Origin of the sequence: Alloalcanivorax sp. (genome assembly GCF_964221125.1) — a bacterium.
GTDB lineage: Bacteria > Pseudomonadota > Gammaproteobacteria > Pseudomonadales > Alcanivoracaceae > Alloalcanivorax > Alloalcanivorax venustensis.
Window position 1 is genome coordinate 1 of sequence record NZ_CAXPXK010000038.1, and the last position, 20610, is coordinate 20610.

Below are 20610 nucleotides of genomic sequence, written 5' to 3' on the forward strand. Positions count from 1 at the left end.
TGAACCGCCTCGGCCAGGGCGGCGCCGGTGAAGGCGTCCTGCACCAGCTCCGGCACCAGCCGTTGGCGGCACAGCAGGTTGGGCAGCGCCACATGCTCGCTTTTCACCAACCGCGAGACGATCGCGACGGTGACCGCGCCCAGCCGGTAGCCCACCACCATGGGCTTCTTCAGCAACAGGCCTTCCAGGGTGGCGGTGCCGGACGCCATCAGCACCACGTCGGCGGCGGCCATCACGGTGCGGCTGCGGCCGTCCGTGACGGTCACCGGCAGCGCCGGCGCGGCGGCCAGCGCCGCCCGGATCTGTTCGCCCCGGGCGGCGTTGGCGGCGGGAATCACGAAGCGTAGCGCCGGCCGGTGCCGGTGCAGCCGCTGCATGGCGTCCAGGAATTCCGGCATCAGTTGCGCCACTTCCCCACCCCGGCTGCCCGGCAGCACCGCCAGTAAGGGGCCCTCGGGAGCCAGCCCCAGTTCCGCCCGGGCGGCGGCGGCGTCCACGGTCAGCTCGATCATGTCCGCGAGGGGGTGGCCGACGAACGCCACCGGCACCCCGTGTTCCTGGTAGAAACGGGCCTCGAACGGGAACAGGGTGAGCATCAGGTCGATGTCCCGGCGGATGCCTTTGATCCGGCCCTGGCGCCAGGCCCACACCGAGGGGCTGACATAGTGCACGGTCTTCAAGCCGGCGGCATGGACCCGTTTGGCCACGCCCAGGGTGAAATCCGGGGAATCAATGGTGATCACCACGTCCGGGCGCCGCGCCAGCAGGTCGTCCACCAGTCGGCGGCGCAGGCGGAACAGTTCCGGCAGATGGGCGATCACCTCGGTGATGCCCATGACGGACAGTTTTTCCATAGGGAACAGGGAATGCTGGCCGGCGGCGGCCATGTTCTCGCCGCCCACGCCGATAAAGCGGGCGCCGGGGAAACGCTCGCGCAGGGCGCCGATCAGGCCGGCGCCGAGCAGATCCCCGGACGCCTCGCCGGCGATCACAGCAATGAGAGGCGCCGGAGAGGAGTTCATAACAGCGCCCTATCAGCGGGTAATGCCGCGCTCCGAAGCGCGCAGGGAGTCCACGAACATGGCCAGCTGCGGGCAGGTCGCCACCTGCGGCTCAAGCTCGGCGAGCGCCTGCTCCAGGGTCAGGCCCTGGCGGTAGACGGTCTTGTAGGCGCGCCGCAGGGTGGCCACCACGTCCGCGTCCCAGCCGCGCCGCCGCATGCCCTCGAAGTTCATGCTGCGCGCGCCGGCCGGGTTGCCGCTGACCATTACGAAGGCGGGAATGTCCTTGAGCACCAGGCTGCAGCCGGCGGTCATGGCGTAGGAGCCGATGCGGCAGAACTGATGCACGCCGGTCATGCCGCCCAGGATCACACCGTCGCCGATGTGCACGTGGCCGGCGATGCCGGTGGTGTTGGCGAAAATATTGTCGTTGCCGATCATGCAGTCGTGCGCCACGTGGACGGTGGCCATCAGCAGGTTATTGTCGCCGATGCGGGTCAGGCTCTGGTCCTGGACGGTGCCCCGGTGAATGCTGCAATGCTCGCGGATAACGTTGTTGTCGCCGATCTCCAGGCGGGTCGGTTCACCCTTGTACTTCTTGTCCTGGCAGTCCTCGCCCACGGACGCGAACTGGAAAATGCGGTTGTTCTTGCCGATCACGGTGGGGCCGTTGATCACCACATGCGGTCCGACCACGGTGCCCGCGCCGATGCGCACCCGGGGCCCGATGATGGAGTAAGGACCGACCTGAACGTCGTGGTCCAGCTCCGCCGTCGGATCGATAATGGCTGTGGGATGAATCGCTGCGGGGTGAGTCATTGTTATGCGCTTTTGCCCTGGCGTTTTGGTGTGCTGGAGTATACGCGAGGCCGCCGCCCACGGCGACGGCCCCATCAACGGATCAGCTACGCTGCTCGGCCACCAGCAGGTCGGAAACCGCGACCACTTTACCGTCCACTTCCGCGCGGCAGGAAAACTTGGCGATGTTGCGACGCAGAGTGAGCCACTCCGCGTGCAGCGTGAGCCGGTCGCCGGGCACCACCTGGCGCTTGAAGCGCGCCTTGTCGGTGCCCACAAGGAGGTAGATAAAGCCGTCGGAAGGCCTTTTGTTGGCGGTCACGAACCCGAGAATGCCGGCCGCCTGGGCCAGCGCTTCGACGATCAGCACACCGGGCATGATCGGCTCGTCGGGGAAATGACCGTTGAAGAACGGCTCGTTGATGGAAACGTTCTTATAGGCTTCGATGCGTTTGCCCGGCTCGACCGAAACCACGCGGTCGACCAGCAAAAAAGGGTAGCGGTGAGGCAGATACTCCCTCACCTCATGGATATCCATCATGATTGTGTTTTCCAAAAGTGACGCTGGCCGCCGCCCGCGGCCGAGCTACTCGGCGTCGCGTTCCAGCTTTAGGACCCGGCGGTAGAGTTCATCCAGATGCCGGAAACGGGCCACGTTCCGGCGATAACGGTCCTGTTTGTCCACCGGCAGGGCCGACCCGTAGGTGCCCGGTTCGGTGATCGAGCGCGACACCAGCGACATGCCGAGAATCTGCACCTTGTCGCAGATCTCCAGATGCCCGGAGATCCCGGCGGCGCCGCCGATCATGCAATAGGCGCCGATCCGGCTGCTGCCGGCGATGCCGACCTTGCCCGCCACCGCGGTGTGATCACCGATCACCACGTTGTGCGCCACCTGAATCTGGTTGTCCAGAATCACGCCGTCGCCAATCACCGTGTCGTCGATCGCACCCCGGTCAACGGTGGTGCCGGCGCCGATTTCAACGTCGGCGCCGATGCGCACCCCACCCACCTGGGCGATTTTGCTCCAGCCGGACGCAGTGGGCGCGAAGCCGAAGCCGTCGGCACCCAGGACGCAATTGGCGTGTATGATAGAGCGCGGTCCGATGTGGACACCATGGTAAATTGTAACATTTGGCCAGATACGGCAGCCGTCGCCCAGGCTGCTGCCGGCGCCCACCACGCTGTTGGCGCCGATCACCACGCCCTCGCCCAGCACCACGCCGGCTTCGATCACCGCGTTGGGACCCACCGAGGCCGAGGCCGGCACCACCGCGTCCTCGGCGACGCAGGCCGCCGCGTGAACACCGGCCGCCGGCACCGAAGCGGTGTCGAAGAAGTGGCTGGCCTTGGCGTACGCCAGATAGGGATCCTTCACCACCAGCGCCGCCACCGGACAGACGTCCAGCTGGTCGGCGCGCAGCAACACGGCGCCGGCCTGGCTGTTCTCCAGGTGCGCGCGGTAGCGGGGGTTGGCGAGAAACGTGAGTTGGCCCGGGCCGGCGGCGCCCAGCGTACCCAGCCCGGTGACCTCCAGGTCGCCGGGTCCGTGCAGCTCGGCGCCCAGTTCCCGGGCAAGAACGTCGAGGCGGACCGTCTTCGGTGCTGTCACAGGCATCCGATTACTTCATCGAATTGAGTTGTTTGGTGACGGCCTCGGTGATGTCCATGTCGGACTTCACGTAGACCACCGCTTGGGCGTTCAGCACCATATCCAGGTTTTCCCGCTCGGCCACGGTTTCCACCGCCTGCTTGAGCTTGGGCTCCATCACCTGAAGGATCTCCTGCTGGCCCTTATTCAGCTTGCGCTGCGCGGACTGGCGCAGGTTCTGCAACTCAATCATCTTCTGCTGACCCTGGGTCTGCAGCTGTTCGCGCTCGTCCTCGCTCATGGTCATGCCCTCTTTTTCGAGGCGACCGCGCAGGTTCTCCACCTCACCGCCGAGACGGTCGAGACGGTTTTGTTCGTCTTTCAGCGAGGATTCCAGTTTGCCGAAACGGTCCTGGAACTCCTTGGCTTCCTGCAAAGCGCCGATCGGGTCAACCACCCCGGTACGGCCTTCGGCCTGGGCGAAAAGCGGCAACATCAGTGCAACGGCAAGCAAATATTTTTTCATAATTAACTCCTAGAAAGTTTGCCCCAGGGAGAACTGGAATACTTCCGTGTCATCACCGGATTCATCGTTGATCGGTGTGGCCAGGTTGAAGCTGAGCGGACCGATGGCGGTCAGCCAGCTCAAACCGATGCCCACCGAGGAACGCAGTTCGGTGGCGTCGAAGTCCTGCATGATATCCTGTTGCCGGGTTTCGAACACGTTACCGGCGTCCACGAACAGGAAGGTTCGGATGCTGCGCGATTCCGGCGCGAACGGCGTCGGGAAAATCAGCTCGATGCTGGCTTCGGTGAGCAGGTTACCACCGATCGGATCGGGATCGGGGTCGGCCACCGACGAATCGGCGTAGAACAACGCCGGCGAGCGCGGGCCCAGCGAGCGGGATTCAAAGCCGCGCACCGAACCGATACCGCCGGAATAGTAGTTCTCGAAGAACGGCAGGCCGTTGTCGTCGCCGTAACCGTCGCCGTAGCCCACTTCACCGCGCGCCCGCAGTGTCCAGTTGCGGGTGATCGGGAAATATTTCTCACCGTCCCAGCTGGCCTTGTAGAACAGGTAATCGGAACCCGGCACCGCCGCTTCCAGATTGAAGGTGCTGGCCCAGCCCCGGTCCGGCAGGATGCCCCGGTTCAGGGTGCTGGTGCGCAATGACGCGTTGAACTTGAACTCGTCGAACTCTTCCCCTTCGCGCTGCAGGAAGTCGTCAATGGCGACGGCGATGTAGTCACCGCTCTGCACGTCGGTGCGCTCGAAGGTGCCGCCGAAGCTGAGACGGGAGTATTCGGAGATCGGATAACCGAAGGTCACCGAGCCGCCGGAACGGTCGGCGGCGTAGGAGGAAATCCGTGTTTCATCGAAATCGATTTCCGAATGGAACAGGCTGAAGCCGCGGCTCACGCCGTCCAGCGTGTAGTACGGGTTGTAGTGCGAGAAGCTGTAGGAGTCGCGGATCGCACTGCGGCTCAGGGAGAACGACACCCGGTTACCGGTGCCCCGGAAATTGTTCTGGCTGACGTTGGCGCCGAAGATGGCGCCGGAGGCGTCGGAGTAACCCACGTTGGCGCCGATGGAGCCGGAGGGCTGCTCTTCCACTTCGTATTCCACGTCGACCAGGTCCTCGGAATCGGGGACCCGCTCGGTGTCCGCCTGCACGGAGCTGAAGTAGCCGAGACGCTGCAGGCGCTCGCGGGACAGGTCGATCAGCGAGGTGTTGGCCGGCGCGTCCTCGAACTGACGCATCTCCCGGCGCAGCACTTCGTCTTCGGTCTTGGCGTTGCCGACGAAGCTCAGGCGGCGCACGTAAACGCGGCGGCCCGGGTCGACGAAGAAGGTCACGTCCACGGTGTTGCCGTCGCCGGTTTCCTGCTCCACGCCCCGCACCTCGGCGAAGGTGTAGCCCTCGTTGCCGAGACGGCGCTTGATCAGGTCACTGGTGTAGGTCACCAGCTGCTGGCTGAACACCTGGCCTTCCTGCAGCACCAGCAAGGGGGTCAGCTCGCTTTCATCCACCACCAGGTCGCCGGACAGCTTGACGTCGTTGACGCGGAACTGGTCGCCCTCGGCCACGTTGACGGTGATCAGCACCCGCTCCCGGTCCGGGGTCACCGACACCTGGGTGGATTCGATCGAGAAGTTGATATAGCCGCGATCCAGGTAATAGGAACGCAGACGTTCCAGATCACCGGCCAGACGCTGGCGGGAATACTTGTCGTCGCCCTTGATGAACGACCAAAAGTGCGAGGAACTGAGCTCGAAGTCCTCCAGCAACTCTTCGTCACTGAACACGGTGTTGCCGACCACGTTGATGTCGCTGATGCGCGCGGCCTTGCCTTCGTAAATCTGGATGTCCAGCGCCACCCGATTACGCGGCAGCGGCACCACCTCGGTGCTGATGTCGGCGCCGTAGCGGCCCTGGGCGATGTACTGGCGCTCCAGCTCCCCGGAGATCGCCTCCAGCGTGGAGCGCTGGAACACTTCGCCCTCCGCCAGGCCCGCCTGGGTGAGGCCTTGGCGCAGGTCCTCTTCCTCGATCTGCTTGTTACCGTCCAGATCGATGCGCGCGATGCTGGGGCGCTCGGCCACCACCACCACCAGCTCGTCGCCGTCGCGGCCGAGCTGCACGTCTTCGTAGTCGCCGGTGGCGAACAGCCGCTTGACCGCCTGCACCACGTCGTTCCGGTTGACGGTGTCACCGGGCTGGATCGGCAGCTCCGCGTACACGCGCTCCACCGGGATGCGCTGCAGCCCCTCGACGCGGATATCGCGCACCTGGAAGGGCAAGGCGCCACCGCCGCTTTGCGCGCCGACGGTCACCGGCGAGAAGATAAGAACCAGGGCCAGGGCCCCGCTGAGCAGGGTTTTAGTGGTGTTTCCGAAATTCATGAAAACTGTCGCACCAGGTCGTTATAGATGGCCAACAACATGAAACTGACCACCAGCGTCAGACCCACACCCTGAGCGGCGACGATAAACCGCTCGGGCAGGCTGCGCCCGCGAATCATTTCAATGATGCCGAAGAGAATCCAGCCGCCGTCCAGCATCGGTATCGGCAGCAGGTTGATGACCCCCAGAGTAATGCTCAGGTAAGCCAACAGCATAAGAAAACTGGCGACGCCCAGGGCGGCGCTGTCGCCCGCCACCTGGGCGATGGTCACCGGTCCGCCGAGACTGTCCAGCGGCAGATGCCCGGTGGCCAGCTTCGCTACGCTGGTAATAATCACATTGACCTGCTGGCCGAAACGGTCGCCGGCGGCGCCCACCGCGGCCAGCGGGTTATAGGTGTGCTCCACCAGGCCGCCGGAGCCCACCCCCAATTGACCCACGGTGACGCCGTCCTGTTCCACCGGTTGCGGGTAAAGGGTGAGATCGACGACGCGGCCGTCGCGCAACACCCGCGCCGGCAACTCCTCGCCGGGGCTGGCGCGCAGCTGCTCGCTCCAGCCGCCCCAGCCGGTGACCGGCTCGCCGGCGGTGGACAGTACCAGATCGCCGGGGCGAATGCCGGATTGCACCGCGCCGCTGTTCTCGGCCACCTGGCCGATCAGCACCGCCGGACGCAGCCCCAGCACGGTGAGCGGTGATTGCTCGGGGTCTTCGGACCAGGCGGCCAGCGGCAGGCGGCGTTCGGCGGTGTCGCCGCCGGACTGGCGCACGCGCACGCTGACCGGCTCGTCCTCGCCCAGGTAAAGCACCAGCTCACTGACCGCGTCCTGCCAGCCTTCCACCGGCTTGCCGTTGACCGCCAGCCACTGATCGCCGGGCTGGAAGCCGGCTTCGGCGGCCGGCGAGTCCGGCGCCGGCACCCCGACCACCGCCAGGGCGTCGCGCTGGCCGACGCTCATCATCAGCAGCCAGTAAATAATAAAGGCGAGAATAAAGTTGAACACCGGACCGGCGGCGTAGGTGATTACCCGCTGCCAGGCCGGCTTGCCGGAAAACTCCTCGTCCATGTTGGCGTCCGGCGGCATTTCCGAATCGCGGCGGTCCAGCGGTTTGACGAAGCCGCCCAGGGGGATCGCGCTGATCACCCAGTCGGTGCCTTTTTTGTCGGTGAAGCGGGCGATGCGCGGGCCGAAGCCCACGGAGAAGGTAAGCACGCGGATGCCGAACGCCCGCATGGCCAGGAAGTGCCCCCACTCGTGGAAGGCCACTATGACCACAATGGTGACTATAAAGGCCAGCACCGTCAGCATGCCCACTCCCTAATCAGCGACCGCGCCAGGTCTCTGGCACGGGCATCCACGTCCATCACCGCGTCCACGTCGGCGCACCGCGAGGACGGCGTACGTTGCAGGGTTTCCTCCACCACGGCGCCGATGGCGTTAAAGCCCAGCCGGCGATCCAGAAACGCGGCCACCGCCTCCTCATTGGCGGCGTTGAGCACCGCGGTGGCGGCGCCGCCCTCCTCCATCGCCTGCCGGGCCAGGCCCAGACAGGGGAAGGCGTCGTTGTCCGGGGCCTGGAAATCCAGGCCCGACAGCGTCGCGAAATCAAGACTCGACGCCCCGGACTCGATGCGCTCCGGCCAGGACAGCGCGCAGGCGATCGGGGTGCGCATATCCGGCGTGCCCATCTGCGCCAGCACCGAACCGTCCAGATACTCGACCATGGAGTGCACCACGCTCTGCGGGTGAATCACCACGTCAATGCGTTCCGGCGCCACAGCGAACAGCCAGCAGGCTTCAATATACTCCAGCCCCTTGTTCATCAGGGTGGCGGAATCGACGGAGATCTTCGGCCCCATGTCCCAGTTGGGGTGGCACACCGCCTGCTCCGGCGTCACCGCGGTGAGCTGCTCCCGGGTCCAGCCCCGGAACGGGCCGCCGGAGGCGGTCAACAGCAGGCGCCGCACGCCCGGGCCGACGCCGTCCGCCGGCAGGCACTGGAAAATGGCGTTGTGCTCCGAATCCACCGGCAGCAGCGTGGCGCCATGGCGCTTGACCGCCTCCATGAACAGGGCGCCGGTGACCACCAGGGTCTCTTTATTGGCGAGCAGTATCTTCTTGCCCGCTTCCACCGCCGCCAGGGTCGGCCGCACACCGGCGGCGCCGACAATGGCGGCGACCACGGTGTCCGCCTCCTGCAGGGCGGCCACCTCGGCCACGCCGGCATGGCCGGCCAGGACCTGGGTGTGAGACCCGGCCTCACGGAGATGGTTCCGAAGCGCCTCGGCGGCCTGCTCGTCGGCCAGGGCGGCGAAGCGGGGCCGCCAGGTCAGGCAGTGCTCGGCCAGTTCCCGCCAGCGGTGTCCGGCGGTCAGGCCCAGCACCCGGTAACGCTCTGGGTTTCTTGCCAGCACATCCAGCGTCTGCCGGCCGATGCTGCCGGTGGCGCCGAGAATAGTGACCGTTTCCAGACTCCGGTCGGTCATCAAAACGTGCCTCCAGGGAGAGCGAACCAGTTGAGCCCCGCCAGGGCCACCGGCAGGGCCGCCGTGACGCTGTCGATGCGGTCGAGCATGCCGCCGTGGCCCGGCAGCACGGTGCCGCTGTCCTTGATGCCGCGCTGGCGCTTGGCCATGCTCTCGAACAGGTCGCCGAGCACCGACGCCAGCACGGTGAGCAGCGCCACCATCATCAGCGCCGGCAGCGACGCGTCCAGCCAGCCGGTGTAGAACACCGCGGCCACCACCACCAGGGCCAGCGCCACGCCGCCCAGCAGGCCTTCCACGGTCTTGCCGGGGCTCACCGCCGGTGCCAGCTTGTGGCGGCCGAAGGCGCGGCCGGCGAAATAGGCGCCGGTGTCCGCCGCCCATACCCAGACCAGCACGAACAGCAGCGCCCAGGGCCCGGCCAGACCCAGCGCGCCGTTGTCCTGCAGTTCCACCACCGCCATCCAGGCCGGCACCAGCAGCAACCAGCCCACCGGCACCAGCACCGCCGGGCGGAACCAGTGGCTGGCGGTGCGCGGGTAGCCGAGCACCGCCACCAGTGCCAGCAGCCACCACAGCGGCAGCGTGTTGAGCACCCAGGCCGGGCGGAACACTTCGGCCCCCAGCATCAACAGCGCCAGGGACAGGCACCAAAGCAGGCGTGCCGCCGTGGAGAAACGCGCCATCATCGCCGACCATTCCCAGCCGCCGATCAGGAAAAACGCGCCCGCCACCAGGGCGAAGGGGCCCCGCTCCAGGCCGAATACCGCGCCAAGAACGACCGGCAGCAGCGCCAGAGCGGTGATCACCCGCAATTTAAGCATTATTGTTCTCCCTTGAGGCGCTCCACCTCTTCCCCGGAACGACCGAAACGACGCTGGCGGCCGGCGTAATCCGCCAGGGCGGCATCAAAAGCGTCGGCGTCGAAGTCCGGCCACAGCACCGGGGTAAAATAGAATTCACTGTACGCGCTTTGCCACAGCAGGAAGTTACTGAGGCGCTGTTCGCCGCCGGTGCGGATCAGCAGATCCGGCGCCGGCAGGTCCGCCATGCTGACCTCGGCGCCGAGGGCCTGGGCGTCGACCCGCTCCAGGGCCAGTTCGCCGTCGCGCACCCGGCGCGCCAGCTCGGCGGCGGCCTGGGCCAGATCCCACTGGCCCCCGTAATTCACCGCCACCACCACGGTCATTCGCTGGTTGCCGGCGGTGCGCTGCTCGGCGTCGGCCATGCCCCGGCGCAGATCCTCGCCGAACGCGGCCCGCTCGCCGATGAAACGCAGCCGCACGCCGTTTTCCTGCAGCTCGTCCACCCGTTCGCCCAGGGCGCGCACGAACAGCCCCATCAGATGGTTCACTTCCTCCGGGGGCCGGCGCCAGTTCTCGGAACTGAAGGCGAACAGGGTGACCACTTCCACGCCGCGCTGGCCGGCCCGGCGGATCACCGTCTGCACCGCGTTTTCACCGGCCCGGTGGCCTTCCACCCCGGGCAGATCACGGCGGCGCGCCCAGCGGTTGTTGCCATCCATAATGATGGCCACATGGCGGGGAACGGCGCCCTGATGGGAGTCGATATCGGGAGCGGAGGAGTCGGCTTTGCTGTCTTCCATAAAAAAACATCGGGCTGCGGTGGGCCCGCATCCCGAATTCACCCGTACAGTGTGTTTGGACAACGGTCGGCGGGCGCCCTTGCGCCCCGCCACTTATACCGTCATCAACTCCTCTTCCTTGGTTTTGAGCATGGCGTCGGCTTCGGCCACGCTTTTATCGGTGAGCTGCTGAATCTGCTCTTCGCCGTGGCGGGCTTCGTCCTCGGAGATTTCCTTCTCCTTGAGCAGATCTTTCAGGTCGCCGTTGGCGTCACGGCGGATATTGCGGATCGCCACCCGGGCGTGCTCGACTTCAGCGCGCACCACTTTCACCAGGTCCTTGCGGGTTTCCTCGGTGAGCGGCGGCAGCGGCAGTCGGATCACCGTGCCGGCGGTGGAGGGGTTCAGGCCCAGGTCGGAGGTCATGATCGCTTTCTCAACCTCCGGAACCAGGGAGCGGTCGAACGGCGACACCACCAGGGTGCGGCCCTCTTCCACGGAAATGTTGGCCAACTGGCTGAGCGGCGTGGGCGAACCGTAGTAGGCCACGGTCACACCGTCCAGCAGGCTCGGATGCGCCCGTCCGGTGCGCACCCGCTTGAGTGCCACGTCGAGCGATTCCAGACTCTTCTTCATGCGCGACTGGGCGTCCTTCTTGATATCCTCGATCACCTTTATTCCTCGCCTTCTTTGTCAGCCACAACCAGGGTGCCTTCGTTGCCGCCCAGCATCAGGCCGAGCAGCGCGCCCTGCTTGTTCATGTTAAATACCCGCAACGGCATGCCGTGGTCACGGCACAGGCAGATGGCGGTCAGATCCATCACCCCGAGCTTGCGGTCAATCACCTCGTCGTAGGTAAGGTGATCGTACTTCTCCGCCTGGGGGTTCGTCACCGGGTCGTCATTGTAGACGCCGTCCACCTTGGTGGCCTTGAGCACCACGTCGGCGCTGATCTCGATACCGCGCAGACAGGCCGCGGAATCCGTGGTGAAAAACGGATTGCCGGTGCCGGCGCAGAAAATCACCACTTCGCCGTTCTTCAGGTGCCGGTTGGCGTTGCGGTGGTCATAATGCTCCACGATGCCGCTCATGGGAATGGCCGACATCAGCCGGGTGCGGATATTGGACCGTTCCAGGGCGTCACGCAGCGCCAGGCCGTTCATCACCGTGGCCAGCATGCCCATATGATCGCCCGCCACCCGGTCCAGGCCGGCGGTTTGCAGGGCGGCGCCGCGGAACAGGTTGCCGCCGCCGACCACCAGGCCCACCTGAACGCCGATGCCCACCAGCTGGCCGATTTCCAATGACAGGGTGTCCAGCACCCGCGGGTCGATTCCAAACCCCTCTTCGCCCGCCAGCGCTTCACCGCTCAATTTCAGCAGAATACGGTTGTAGCGCGGCGAGCGCTCCTTGTTCTTGGCCATCTCTTGATCTCCGCCACTCATGAATACCCGCCGTTCATCTCAATCCATTCAGCACACTACCCCGCCGGAGGCAGGATGCAAGTCGAAAAAAACGCCTTGCTGGTCAGGCCAGCAAGGCGTTTTGTGGCTTCCGCACAACCGGCTTTACCGGAACGGCGCCGGAAGCAGGCGCCACCAGTCGCGCTGGTCGTGCTGCGAAGCGGCTTACCCGGCCAGGCCGTGCCGGCCATCCCTGGCGCCACGCCATCGCATTCGGAAAGCCCGGCCCGGCCATCCCTGGCCGGTCGCTGATCGCGCTGCGAAGCGGTGCTTCGGTCGCGATCAGCCCTTAGCCTGCGCCATGACTTCAGCCGCGAAGTCGACTTCTTCTTTCTCGATGCCTTCGCCGACCACCAGACGCTCAAACGCCAGTACTTCGGCGCCCGCGTCCTTGACCAGCTGACCCACGGTGGTGTTGGGGTCCTTCACGAACGGCTGATCGGTGAGGCTGACTTCCTTGAGGAACTTGTTGATCCGACCACCGACCATCTTCTCGACGATCTCGGCGGGCTTGCCTTCCATGTCCGGCTGGGCGCGGATGATCTCACGCTCTTTTTCCAGCACGTCCTCGGGCACGTTCTCGGAGTTCACCACCATCGGCGCCACGGCGGCCACGTGCATGCACACGTCCTTGGCCAGCTCCGGCTCGCCGCCGGACAGCGCGGTCAGCACGCCGATCTTGCCGCCGTGCACGTAGGAACCGACCACACCGTCGGTGGCGTTCAGGCGCACCGCGCGGCGTACCTGGATGTTTTCACCGATTTTCTGAACCAGCGACTCGCGCGCCTGTTCCACGGTGGAGCCGTCTTCCAGGCTCAGTGCCACGATCTTGGCGGCGTCCACTTCGTCCGCGTCCAGGGCGGCCTGGGCCACCTTGTTGGCGAAGCCCAGGAAGTTGTCGTCACGGGCCACGAAGTCGGTTTCGGAGTTGATCTCCACCATCACCGCGCGCTTGCGGTCTTCGGTGGTAGCCACCATCACCACGCCTTCGGCGGCGGTGCGGCCGGCTTTCTTGGCGGCTTTCGCCTGGCCGGATTTGCGCAGATCGTCGATCGCGCGCTCAATGTCACCCTCAGCGGCGACCAGGGCCTTCTTGCACTCCATCATGCCGAGACCGGTGCGCTCGCGGAGCTCTTTAACCATTGAAGCAGTTACAGCAGCCATGCTTACCTCTTTAAATCTTTGAATCGGGGAACAACCCCCGGTGTCGGGGCGGGCCGCGCCCGCCCCGGCGTCATCAACCCTCGGCTTTCTCGCCTTCGGCGTCCTCGACTTCAACGAACTCGCTGTCGCCGCCGGACTGGGTCTGGGCGTACTCACGGCCTTCCATGATCGCGTCAGCGGCCGCTTTCACGTACAGCTGGATGGCGCGGATGGCGTCGTCGTTGCCCGGGATCACGTAGTCCACTTCGTCCGGGTTGGAGTTGGTGTCGACCACCGCCACCACCGGGATACCCAGCTTGCGGGCTTCCTGAACGGCGATGTCCTCATGATCCACGTCCACCACGAACAGGGCGTCCGGCAGACCACCCATGTCCTTGATGCCGCCGATGGAGCGTTCCAGCTTCTCCATCTCGCGCTGACGCATCAGGTGCTCTTTCTTGGTCAGCTTGCCGAGGGTGCCGTCCTGCTCCTGGGCTTCCAGGTCGCGCAGACGCTTGATGGACTGGCGAATGGTCTTCCAGTTGGTGAGCATGCCGCCCAGCCAACGGTGATCCACGTACGGCATGCCGCAACGCTTGGCTTCTTCACGGACCGCGTTCTGAGCGGCGCGCTTGGTGCCGACGAACAGGATCTTGTTGTTGCTGGCCGCCAGCTTGTTCAGGAACGACAGCGCGTCGTTGAACAGAGGCAGGGTGGTTTCCAGGTTGATGATGTGAATCTTGTTACGGGCGCCGAAGATGAAGGGCTTCATCTTGGGGTTCCAGTAACGGGTCTGGTGGCCGAAATGGACACCGGCTTTCAACATATCGCGCATCGTTACGCTGGACATGGTCTTTCTCCAATTGGGTTAGGCCTCCACGATTCCCGCATGACCCAACCCCCTCTACTCTGTGCCGCCGCGCTTTCGTCGCGGTGACAGTGATCAAGCAGGAAGGCACCCAGGGCCATGTGACGGAACGTGTGTGATTTCCCTTCGCCGACACCGAGCGGGTACAATGTTGCACCGCCCATGAGCGACGAAGGCGCGCGCTTTATACCACAAGCGCCCCTGCCGGGCAACGGAAAAGCGGTATACAAGACACCGCCCCGCCCCCGCATTTGCCGCCCAAGACACTGAAAACGCTGGAGTTTCTCTGATCAACATGAACGTCACCATAAAAACCCCGGAAGACATCGCGAAAATGCGCGAAGCGGGCCGCCTGGCCGCCGAAGTTCTGGAAATGATCGGCGAGCACGTCCAGCCCGGGGTCACCACCGAGGAACTGGACCGCATCTGCCACGACCACATCGTCAACAAGCAGAACGCGGTCCCCGCCTGCCTGGGCTACCGGGGCTTCCCGAAGTCGATATGCACATCGGTGAATAATGTGATCTGCCACGGGATTCCCAACGAGAAAAAGGTGCTCAAAAAGGGCGACATCCTTAATATCGACGTCACCGTCATCAAGGACGGCTGGCACGGCGACACCAGCAAGATGTACTACGTGGGCGAGCCCTCGGTGCTGGCCCAGCGGCTGGTGGACACCACCCGCGAGTGCATGCTGGCCGGCATCAAGATGGTGCGGCCCGGCGTGCGCCTGGGCGATATCGGCCACACCATCCAGAAACTGGCGGAATCCGAGCGCTTCTCCGTGGTGCGCGAATACTGCGGGCACGGCATCGGCCAGGTGTTCCACGAAGACCCGCAGGTGCTGCATTACGGCAAGCCCGGCACCGGCCTGGAGCTGCAGGAAGGCATGGTGTTCACCATCGAGCCGATGATCAACGCCGGCAAAGCCCATAATAAGGTGCTGCCCGACGGCTGGACCGTGGTCACCAAGGACCGCAAGCTGTCCGCCCAGTGGGAGCATACCCTGGCGGTCACCGCCGACGGTTACGAGGTACTCACCGCCCGTCAGGAAGAATCCGATCTTTACTAACGCCGTCTTTAACGCCGCTGCCGAGGCCGCCCCGTTATGAACCTGGATCCGCCGATGAGCCAAGACTCGCTGCTCGACACCCTGCGCGACAGTGATCAGCCGGGGCTCGCCGCCCGGGAATTCCTGGAGGCCGGCCAGGCGCGCCTCGACGAGGCCTTTCACGAAGCGCCGATCACCGAGCTGGTGCACGGCCGTGCCCGGCTGGTGGACCGGGTGCTGATCGCCGCCTGGTCGCTGTTCGGCCTGGACCGCTTCGCCGAGGCCGCCCTGGTGGCGGTGGGCGGCTACGGCCGCGGCGAACTGCACCCGCACTCCGACGTCGACCTGATGGTGCTGTTCCGCGACGCCCCCAACCCGGAGGCCTGCTCCGCCCTGGAAGGCTTCGTCGCCTTTCTGTGGGACATCGGCCTGGAAATCGGCCACAGCGTGCGCACCCTGGACGAGTGCGTGAGCCTGGCGGGCCAGGACATCACCGTGGCCACCAATATCATGGAAGCACGCACCCTGGCCGGCGACGACCGGGTGCGCGCGGATCTCGCGGTGCTCACCGGGCCGGACGCGATGTGGCCCACCGACCGCTTCTTCGCCGCCAAATGGGAAGAGCAGACCGCCCGCCACCGCAAGTTCAACGACACCGAATACAACCTGGAACCGGACATCAAGAACGCCCCCGGCGGCCTGCGCGACGTGCAGATGATCGCCTGGGTGGCGAAGCGGCACTTCGGCGCCGACAGCCTGGAAGCGCTGGTCGACGCCGGCTTCCTCACCGCCGACGAGCACCGCGTGCTGAGCAAGTGCCTGGAGTCGCTGTGGCGGATCCGCTGGCAGCTGCACGGCCTCACCGGCCGCAACGAAAACCGGCTGCTGTTCGATCACCAGCGCCAGCTCGCCGAACGCCTCGGCCACAAGGACTCCGACGCCAACCTGGCGGTGGAACAACTGATGAAGCGCTTCTACCGCGTGGCGCTGGCGCTGTCGGTGCTCAACGAGATGCTGCTGCAGCTGTTCGACGAGGTGATCCTGCGCGCCGGCGAGCCGGAGAACGTGCGCCCGCTCAACCGCCGTTTCCAGGTGCGCAACGACTATCTGGAAATCAGCGCGCCGGACGTGTTCCGCAAACACCCGTCGGCGATCCTCGAGGTGTTCGTGCTGCTGGCCCAGAACCCGGACCTGAAAGGGGTGCGCGCCGCCACCGTGCGCGCGCTGATCGAATCCCGGCCCCTGATCGACGACTCCTTCCGCCAGGAACCGGCCCACACCGCCCTGTTCATGCAGCTGCTGCGCAGCCCGCACGCGCTGTTCTCGCAACTGCGCCGCATGAAACGCTACGGCATCCTCGGCAAGTACCTGCCGGAGTTCGGCCGCATCATCGGCATGATGCAGTACGACCTGTTCCATATTTACACCGTGGACGCGCACACCCTGCTGGTGATCAAGAACATGCGGCGCCTGCGCTACGACGACCAGCGCGACGAATTCCCGGTGGCCTGCGAGGTGTTCTACCGGCTGCCCAAGCCCGAGCTGCTGTACGTGGCCGGGCTCTACCACGACATCGCCAAAGGCCGCGGCGGCGACCACTCCGAGCTGGGCGCCGACGACGCCATCGCCTTCTGTCAGCGCCACGGCCTCACCAACTGGGACGCCAAGCTGGTGGCCTGGCTGGTGCGCAACCACCTGACCATGAGCGTCACCGCCCAGCGCAAGGACATTTCCGACCCGGACGTGGTGCATGAATTCGCGCGCACCGTGGGCGACCTGGTGCATCTGGATTATCTCTACGTGCTCACCGTGGCCGACATCAACGCCACCAACCCGGCGCTGTGGAACTCCTGGCGCGCCTCGCTGATGCGTCAGCTCTACCTGGAGACCAAACGCGCCCTGCGGCGCGGTCTGAACAACCCCCAGGACAAACAGGACTGGATCGACGAGACCCGCGACGACGCCCTCAAGCTGCTCACCGAGCGCGACCACGACCCGCACGCCATCGAAGCGCTGTGGGCCAACATCGGCGACGAATACTTCCTGCGTGAAACACCCTGGGACATCGCCTGGCACACCGAGGCGCTGCTGGAACGCACCAACAAGGAAGACCCGCTGGTATTGATCCGCGAGTCGGAAACCAGCCCCGGCAACCTGGAAGGCGGCTCGCAGATCTTTATCTACACGCCGGACACCCGCAACCTGTTCGCCGCCACGGTGAACGCGCTGGACAGCCTCGGGCTGACCATTATGGACGCGCGCATTATCACCAGCGCGGACGGTTTCAGCCTGGACACCTATATCGTGCTCGACGAGAACGGCACGCCCATCGGTAACGACTGGCCGCGTATCGAATACATCCGCAAAACGCTCACCGAAACGCTCAAGCAGCCGGAAAATTTCGGCGCCACCGTGAGCCGGCGCATGCCGCGCCGCCACAAGCATTTCGATGTGCCCACCCAGGTGATGATCAGCAACGACATCGTCAACGACCGCTCGGTGGTGGAGGTGCAGACCCTCGACCGCCCAGGCCTGCTGGCGCATATCGGCCGTATCTTCGTGCAGTTCGAGCTGCTGGTGCAGAACGCGCGCATCGCCACCCTGGGCGAAAAAGCGGAGGACGTGTTCTTCGTCACCGACCTGGAAGGCCAGCCGGTCTCCGATCCGGAGCTGTGCCAGCGTCTGCAGGCCACGCTCAAGCAGGAGCTGGACGATTACAGCAAAACCGACCCCATGTCGGTCACCATCTAATTACCTTTGCGCCGTATTTAAGGAACACCATGAATCCCGATCTGGAACGCCTGCATCCGTATCCGTTCGAGAAGCTGGGCACGTTGTTCGCCGACCTGCCCCCCAGTGACAAAAGCCCGGTGGCGTTTTCCATCGGCGAACCGCAACACCCGGCGCCGGATTTCGTGCAGCAGGCGCTCCGCGACAATACCGCCCTGCTCGCCAAGTACCCGGGCACCGCCGGCCTGCCGGAGCTGCGCGAAGCCATCGCCGGCTGGCTGACCCGGCGCTTCAAGTTGCAGCAGGTCAGCAGCGACCATCAGGTGCTGCCGGTGAACGGCACCCGCGAGGCGCTGTTCGCGTTCACCCAGGCGATGCTGGACCGTCAGCGCAGCCCGCTGGTGCTGATGCCCAACCCCTTCTATCAAATCTATGAAGGCGCCGCCCTGCTCGGCGGCGGCGAACCGGTGTATTTGCCCTGCACCGACGCCACCGGCCTGCAACCGGACTTCGACGCCGTCGACGAAAGCACCTGGCTGCGCACCCAGGTGCTGTTTATCTGCACGCCGGGCAACCCCACCGGCGCCACCCTGAGCAGCGCGCAGCTCAAGGCACTGATCGACCTGGCGGACAAGTACGACTTCGTGATCGCGTCCGACGAATGTTATTCGGAAATTTACCGCGAGCGCGCCCCCGCCGGCCTGCTGCAAGCCTGCGCGGAGCTGGGCCGCCATGATTACCGCCGCTGCGTGGTGTTTCATTCGCTGTCCAAGCGTTCCAACCTGCCCGGCCTGCGCTCCGGCTTCGTCGCCGGCGACGCGGAAATCCTGCGCCGCTTCCTGCGCTACCGCACCTACCACGGCTGCGCCATGCCCAACCATCACCAGGTGGCCAGCATCGCCGCCTGGAACGACGAAGAGCATGTGCGCGCCAACCGTGCCCTGTACGCCAGCAAGTTCGACGCCGTACTGGACATTCTCGGCGAGCCGCTTAAGGTTAGCGCCCCGGACGCGGGCTTCTACCTGTGGCCCAAAACCCCGGTGGACGATGAAACCTTCGCCCGCCGCCTCAAGTCCGAAGAGAACGTGACCGTACTGCCCGGGCGCTATCTGTCGCGCACCGTGCAGGGCCGCAACCCCGGCAAGAACCGGGTGCGCATGGCGCTGGTCGCGGAACTGGATCAGTGCGTGGAAGGCGCCAAGCGCATTCGCGCTCTGATCGAACGTCTGTAAACGTGCCCCAGGAGGAAGGACCCCATGGCGATAACCGTCTACGGCATCAAGAACTGCGACACCATGAAGAAGGCTCTGAAATGGCTCGACGAACAGGGCCTGGAGTATCATTTTCACGACTATAAAAAGGACGGCGTGCCCGAAGCCCAGCTGCGACGCTGGATCGACGCCCTGGGCTGGGACACCGTGATCAACCGGCGCGGCACCACCTGGCGCAAGCTCGATCAGAGCACCCGCGACAACATGGACGCGGAAAGCGCGGTGGCCGCGGCACAGGACAACCCGTCCCTGATCAAACGCCCGATTCTGCACAGCGACAACATTATCGAAGCCGGCTTTGAAGAAGGCCGCTGGAAAACACTGCTGGGCTGAGCCACCGGCTCCGCCGCACCGAATGACAGAGAGGCAAACATGAGCAATATTTTCGCAATGGCACTGGGCTGCGGCAGCAAGAACCGCGACGACCAATGGCTGGAAGTGTTCTACCCGGACCCGGTGATCAACCCGGACAGCAAGCTGGTGGACGTGGTCAGCGAAGAAGTCGGCTATGAAGGCGGCAATGCGGCCCTGGAACTGACTCACCGTCAGATCCAGCACCTCGCCCGGGAATGGCGCGAGGCCGGCTTTGAACACGAAGCCAGCTACGCGGTGGCGTTCCAGGAATCCGAGCGCCCGGTGGTGCTGACCATTCTGGAAAGCGACGCGGAGCCGGCCTCCACCCCGGAAGCCTACCTCAAGCTGCACCTGCTCTCTCACCGCCTGGTGCGCCCCCACGGCGTGGTACTCAGCGGCATCTTCCCGCTGCTGCCCAACGTGGCCTGGACCAACGAAGGCGCCGTGGACCTGAACGAACTGCCCGAGCGTCAGCTTCTCGCCCGCCTTAACGGCAAGGTGCTGGAAGTGAACAGCGTGGACAAGTTCCCCAAGATGACTGACTACGTGGTACCCGCCGGCGTGCGCATCGCCGACACCGCCCGCGTGCGTCTGGGCGCCTATGTGGGCGAAGGCACCACCGTCATGCACGAAGGCTTTATCAACTTCAACGCCGGCACCGAAGGGCCGGGCATGATCGAAGGCCGCATCTCCGCCGGCGTGTTCGTGGGCAAGGGCTCCGACCTGGGCGGCAGCTCCTCCACCATGGGCACCCTGTCCGGCGGCGGCAACATTGTGATTTCCCTGGGCGAGAACTGCCTGCTCGGCGCCAACGCCGGCACCGGCATTCCGCTGGGCGACCGCTGCACCATCGAAGCCGGCCTGTACATCACCGCCGGCACCAAGGTGGAAGTGCTGGACCAGAACGGCAAGGTGGCGGACACCGTCAAGGCCCGCGACCTGGCCGGCCAGTCCGATCTGCTGTTCCGCCGCGATTCAGTGAGCGGCGCGGTGCAGTGCCAGACCAACAAAACCGCCGTGGCGCTCAACGAAGAGCTGCATAAACACAACTAAGCGGCCACAAGTTGCAAGCCCCAAGCCACAAGCAGGCCCCGGCGGCCTGCGAGCTTGTAGCTTGTAGCTTGTAGCTTGGAGCCGGATTCATGTCCCGTACCCTCGAATACGCCAAGGAACTGATCCGTCGCCCCTCGGTCACCCCGGAGGACGAAGGCTGTCAGGACTGGATTGTCGAAAAGCTGGAGGCCCTGGGCTTCCAGTGCGAGACGCTGTGGTTCGAGGAAGTGCGCAACCTCTGGGCGCGGCGCGGCAGCGACGGCCCGCTGCTGGTGTTCGCCGGGCACACCGACGTGGTGCCCACCGGAG

General features: G+C 65.2%; 18 protein-coding genes and 2 pseudogenes. 6 read left to right on the forward strand and 14 right to left on the reverse strand.

All coding sequences use genetic code 11. The annotated features are described in order from the left end of the window. The 14 genes from lpxB to rpsB all read right to left on the reverse strand — a co-directional run. Positions 1–1022, reverse strand: a 1022-nt coding sequence (gene lpxB / locus ACEQZD_RS05360; protein WP_370184446.1) for a lipid-A-disaccharide synthase, incomplete at its 3' end; no start/stop codon positions are given. 12 nt (positions 1023–1034) lie between these two features. Continuing rightward, on the reverse strand, positions 1035–1820 hold the full coding sequence (lpxA, locus tag ACEQZD_RS05365; RefSeq protein ID WP_194856451.1) for an acyl-ACP--UDP-N-acetylglucosamine O-acyltransferase: 786 nt from the start codon (positions 1818–1820) through the stop codon (positions 1035–1037). Between the two features lie 82 nt (positions 1821–1902). Further along, positions 1903–2340: a 3-hydroxyacyl-ACP dehydratase FabZ gene (fabZ, locus tag ACEQZD_RS05370; protein ID WP_142949943.1), complete on the reverse strand. Its 438-nt coding sequence runs from the start codon at positions 2338–2340 to the stop codon at positions 1903–1905. 45 nt (positions 2341–2385) lie between these two features. Beyond that, a complete protein-coding gene (gene lpxD, locus ACEQZD_RS05375; protein WP_370184449.1) occupies positions 2386–3417 on the reverse strand; it encodes a UDP-3-O-(3-hydroxymyristoyl)glucosamine N-acyltransferase in 1032 nt (343 codons plus the stop codon). Between the two features lie 4 nt (positions 3418–3421). Continuing rightward, positions 3422–3916, reverse strand: a complete 495-nt coding sequence (locus tag ACEQZD_RS05380; RefSeq protein WP_142949945.1) for an OmpH family outer membrane protein — start codon at positions 3914–3916, stop codon at positions 3422–3424. Between the two features lie 9 nt (positions 3917–3925). Further along, positions 3926–6295 (reverse strand): outer membrane protein assembly factor BamA, encoded by a 2370-nt coding sequence (gene bamA, locus ACEQZD_RS05385; protein ID WP_142949946.1) that lies wholly within the window; start codon positions 6293–6295, stop codon positions 3926–3928. Continuing rightward, a complete protein-coding gene (gene rseP, locus ACEQZD_RS05390) occupies positions 6292–7605 on the reverse strand; it encodes an RIP metalloprotease RseP (protein WP_370184452.1) in 1314 nt (437 codons plus the stop codon). Before rseP ends, bamA begins: the two co-directional genes overlap by 4 nt. After that, positions 7599–8783, reverse strand: coding sequence for a 1-deoxy-D-xylulose-5-phosphate reductoisomerase (gene ispC, locus ACEQZD_RS05395; RefSeq protein ID WP_370184454.1), 1185 nt, complete (start codon positions 8781–8783; stop codon positions 7599–7601). Before ispC ends, rseP begins: the two co-directional genes overlap by 7 nt. Further along, positions 8783–9607 carry a phosphatidate cytidylyltransferase gene (locus ACEQZD_RS05400; RefSeq protein ID WP_370184457.1) on the reverse strand — a complete coding sequence of 275 codons (825 nt, stop codon included), beginning with the start codon at positions 9605–9607 and terminating at the stop codon, positions 8783–8785. The genes ispC and ACEQZD_RS05400 overlap by 1 nt, the downstream gene beginning before the upstream one ends. Further along, complete coding sequence (uppS, locus tag ACEQZD_RS05405; RefSeq protein WP_335628487.1) at positions 9607–10389, reverse strand: polyprenyl diphosphate synthase; 783 nt, start codon at positions 10387–10389, stop codon at positions 9607–9609. Before uppS ends, ACEQZD_RS05400 begins: the two co-directional genes overlap by 1 nt. A 93-nt stretch (positions 10390–10482) precedes the next feature. After that, positions 10483–11040 (reverse strand): ribosome recycling factor, encoded by a 558-nt coding sequence (frr, locus tag ACEQZD_RS05410; RefSeq protein WP_194856458.1) that lies wholly within the window; start codon positions 11038–11040, stop codon positions 10483–10485. A 2-nt stretch (positions 11041–11042) separates the two neighbouring features. Further along, positions 11043–11792, reverse strand: a complete 750-nt coding sequence (pyrH, locus tag ACEQZD_RS05415) for a UMP kinase (protein WP_185956966.1) — start codon at positions 11790–11792, stop codon at positions 11043–11045. 321 nt (positions 11793–12113) lie between these two features. Continuing rightward, positions 12114–12995, reverse strand: coding sequence for a translation elongation factor Ts (gene tsf, locus ACEQZD_RS05420; RefSeq protein ID WP_194856459.1), 882 nt, complete (start codon positions 12993–12995; stop codon positions 12114–12116). 73 nt (positions 12996–13068) lie between these two features. Then, positions 13069–13824, reverse strand: coding sequence for a 30S ribosomal protein S2 (gene rpsB / locus ACEQZD_RS05425; protein WP_142949953.1), 756 nt, complete (start codon positions 13822–13824; stop codon positions 13069–13071). Positions 13825–14080: 256 nt separating this feature from the next. Here rpsB and map point away from each other — a divergent pair. From map to ACEQZD_RS05455, 6 genes and pseudogenes are all read left to right on the forward strand, one after another. Further along, positions 14081–14914 (forward strand): annotated as a pseudogene (map, locus tag ACEQZD_RS05430) (type I methionyl aminopeptidase); the annotation flags it as partial. A gap of 36 nt (positions 14915–14950) precedes the next feature. Then, positions 14951–17644, forward strand: coding sequence for a [protein-PII] uridylyltransferase (locus ACEQZD_RS05435; RefSeq protein ID WP_370184460.1), 2694 nt, complete (start codon positions 14951–14953; stop codon positions 17642–17644). Positions 17645–17673: 29 nt separating this feature from the next. Continuing rightward, the gene (dapC, locus tag ACEQZD_RS05440) at positions 17674–18855 is read left to right on the forward strand and encodes a succinyldiaminopimelate transaminase (RefSeq protein ID WP_335628489.1); all 1182 of its coding nucleotides are present in this window, start codon (positions 17674–17676) and stop codon (positions 18853–18855) included. A gap of 24 nt (positions 18856–18879) precedes the next feature. Beyond that, a complete protein-coding gene (locus tag ACEQZD_RS05445; protein ID WP_185956967.1) occupies positions 18880–19227 on the forward strand; it encodes an ArsC family reductase in 348 nt (115 codons plus the stop codon). A gap of 39 nt (positions 19228–19266) precedes the next feature. Beyond that, a complete protein-coding gene (gene dapD, locus ACEQZD_RS05450) occupies positions 19267–20301 on the forward strand; it encodes a 2,3,4,5-tetrahydropyridine-2,6-dicarboxylate N-succinyltransferase (protein ID WP_335628490.1) in 1035 nt (344 codons plus the stop codon). An 89-nt stretch (positions 20302–20390) separates the two neighbouring features. Continuing rightward, a pseudogene (locus ACEQZD_RS05455) lies at positions 20391–20610 on the forward strand (succinyl-diaminopimelate desuccinylase); the annotation flags it as partial.

What these genes read in the sequence shown, in the direction of transcription:
- lpxA (WP_194856451.1), bottom strand. Translation starts at nt 1,820, where the DNA reads ATGACTCACCCCGCAGCGATTCATCCCACAGCCATTATCGATCCGACG.
- fabZ (WP_142949943.1), bottom strand. Translation starts at nt 2,340, where the DNA reads ATGATGGATATCCATGAGGTGAGGGAGTATCTGCCTCACCGCTACCCT.
- lpxD (WP_370184449.1), bottom strand. Translation starts at nt 3,417, where the DNA reads ATGCCTGTGACAGCACCGAAGACGGTCCGCCTCGACGTTCTTGCCCGG.
- ACEQZD_RS05380 (WP_142949945.1), bottom strand. Translation starts at nt 3,916, where the DNA reads ATGAAAAAATATTTGCTTGCCGTTGCACTGATGTTGCCGCTTTTCGCC.
- bamA (WP_142949946.1), bottom strand. Translation starts at nt 6,295, where the DNA reads ATGAATTTCGGAAACACCACTAAAACCCTGCTCAGCGGGGCCCTGGCC.
- rseP (WP_370184452.1), bottom strand. Translation starts at nt 7,605, where the DNA reads ATGCTGACGGTGCTGGCCTTTATAGTCACCATTGTGGTCATAGTGGCC.
- ispC (WP_370184454.1), bottom strand. Translation starts at nt 8,783, where the DNA reads ATGACCGACCGGAGTCTGGAAACGGTCACTATTCTCGGCGCCACCGGC.
- ACEQZD_RS05400 (WP_370184457.1), bottom strand. Translation starts at nt 9,607, where the DNA reads ATGCTTAAATTGCGGGTGATCACCGCTCTGGCGCTGCTGCCGGTCGTT.
- uppS (WP_335628487.1), bottom strand. Translation starts at nt 10,389, where the DNA reads ATGGAAGACAGCAAAGCCGACTCCTCCGCTCCCGATATCGACTCCCAT.
- pyrH (WP_185956966.1), bottom strand. Translation starts at nt 11,792, where the DNA reads ATGGCCAAGAACAAGGAGCGCTCGCCGCGCTACAACCGTATTCTGCTG.
- tsf (WP_194856459.1), bottom strand. Translation starts at nt 12,995, where the DNA reads ATGGCTGCTGTAACTGCTTCAATGGTTAAAGAGCTCCGCGAGCGCACC.
- rpsB (WP_142949953.1), bottom strand. Translation starts at nt 13,824, where the DNA reads ATGTCCAGCGTAACGATGCGCGATATGTTGAAAGCCGGTGTCCATTTC.
- ACEQZD_RS05435 (WP_370184460.1), top strand. Translation starts at nt 14,951, where the DNA reads ATGAACCTGGATCCGCCGATGAGCCAAGACTCGCTGCTCGACACCCTG.
- dapC (WP_335628489.1), top strand. Translation starts at nt 17,674, where the DNA reads ATGAATCCCGATCTGGAACGCCTGCATCCGTATCCGTTCGAGAAGCTG.
- ACEQZD_RS05445 (WP_185956967.1), top strand. Translation starts at nt 18,880, where the DNA reads ATGGCGATAACCGTCTACGGCATCAAGAACTGCGACACCATGAAGAAG.
- dapD (WP_335628490.1), top strand. Translation starts at nt 19,267, where the DNA reads ATGAGCAATATTTTCGCAATGGCACTGGGCTGCGGCAGCAAGAACCGC.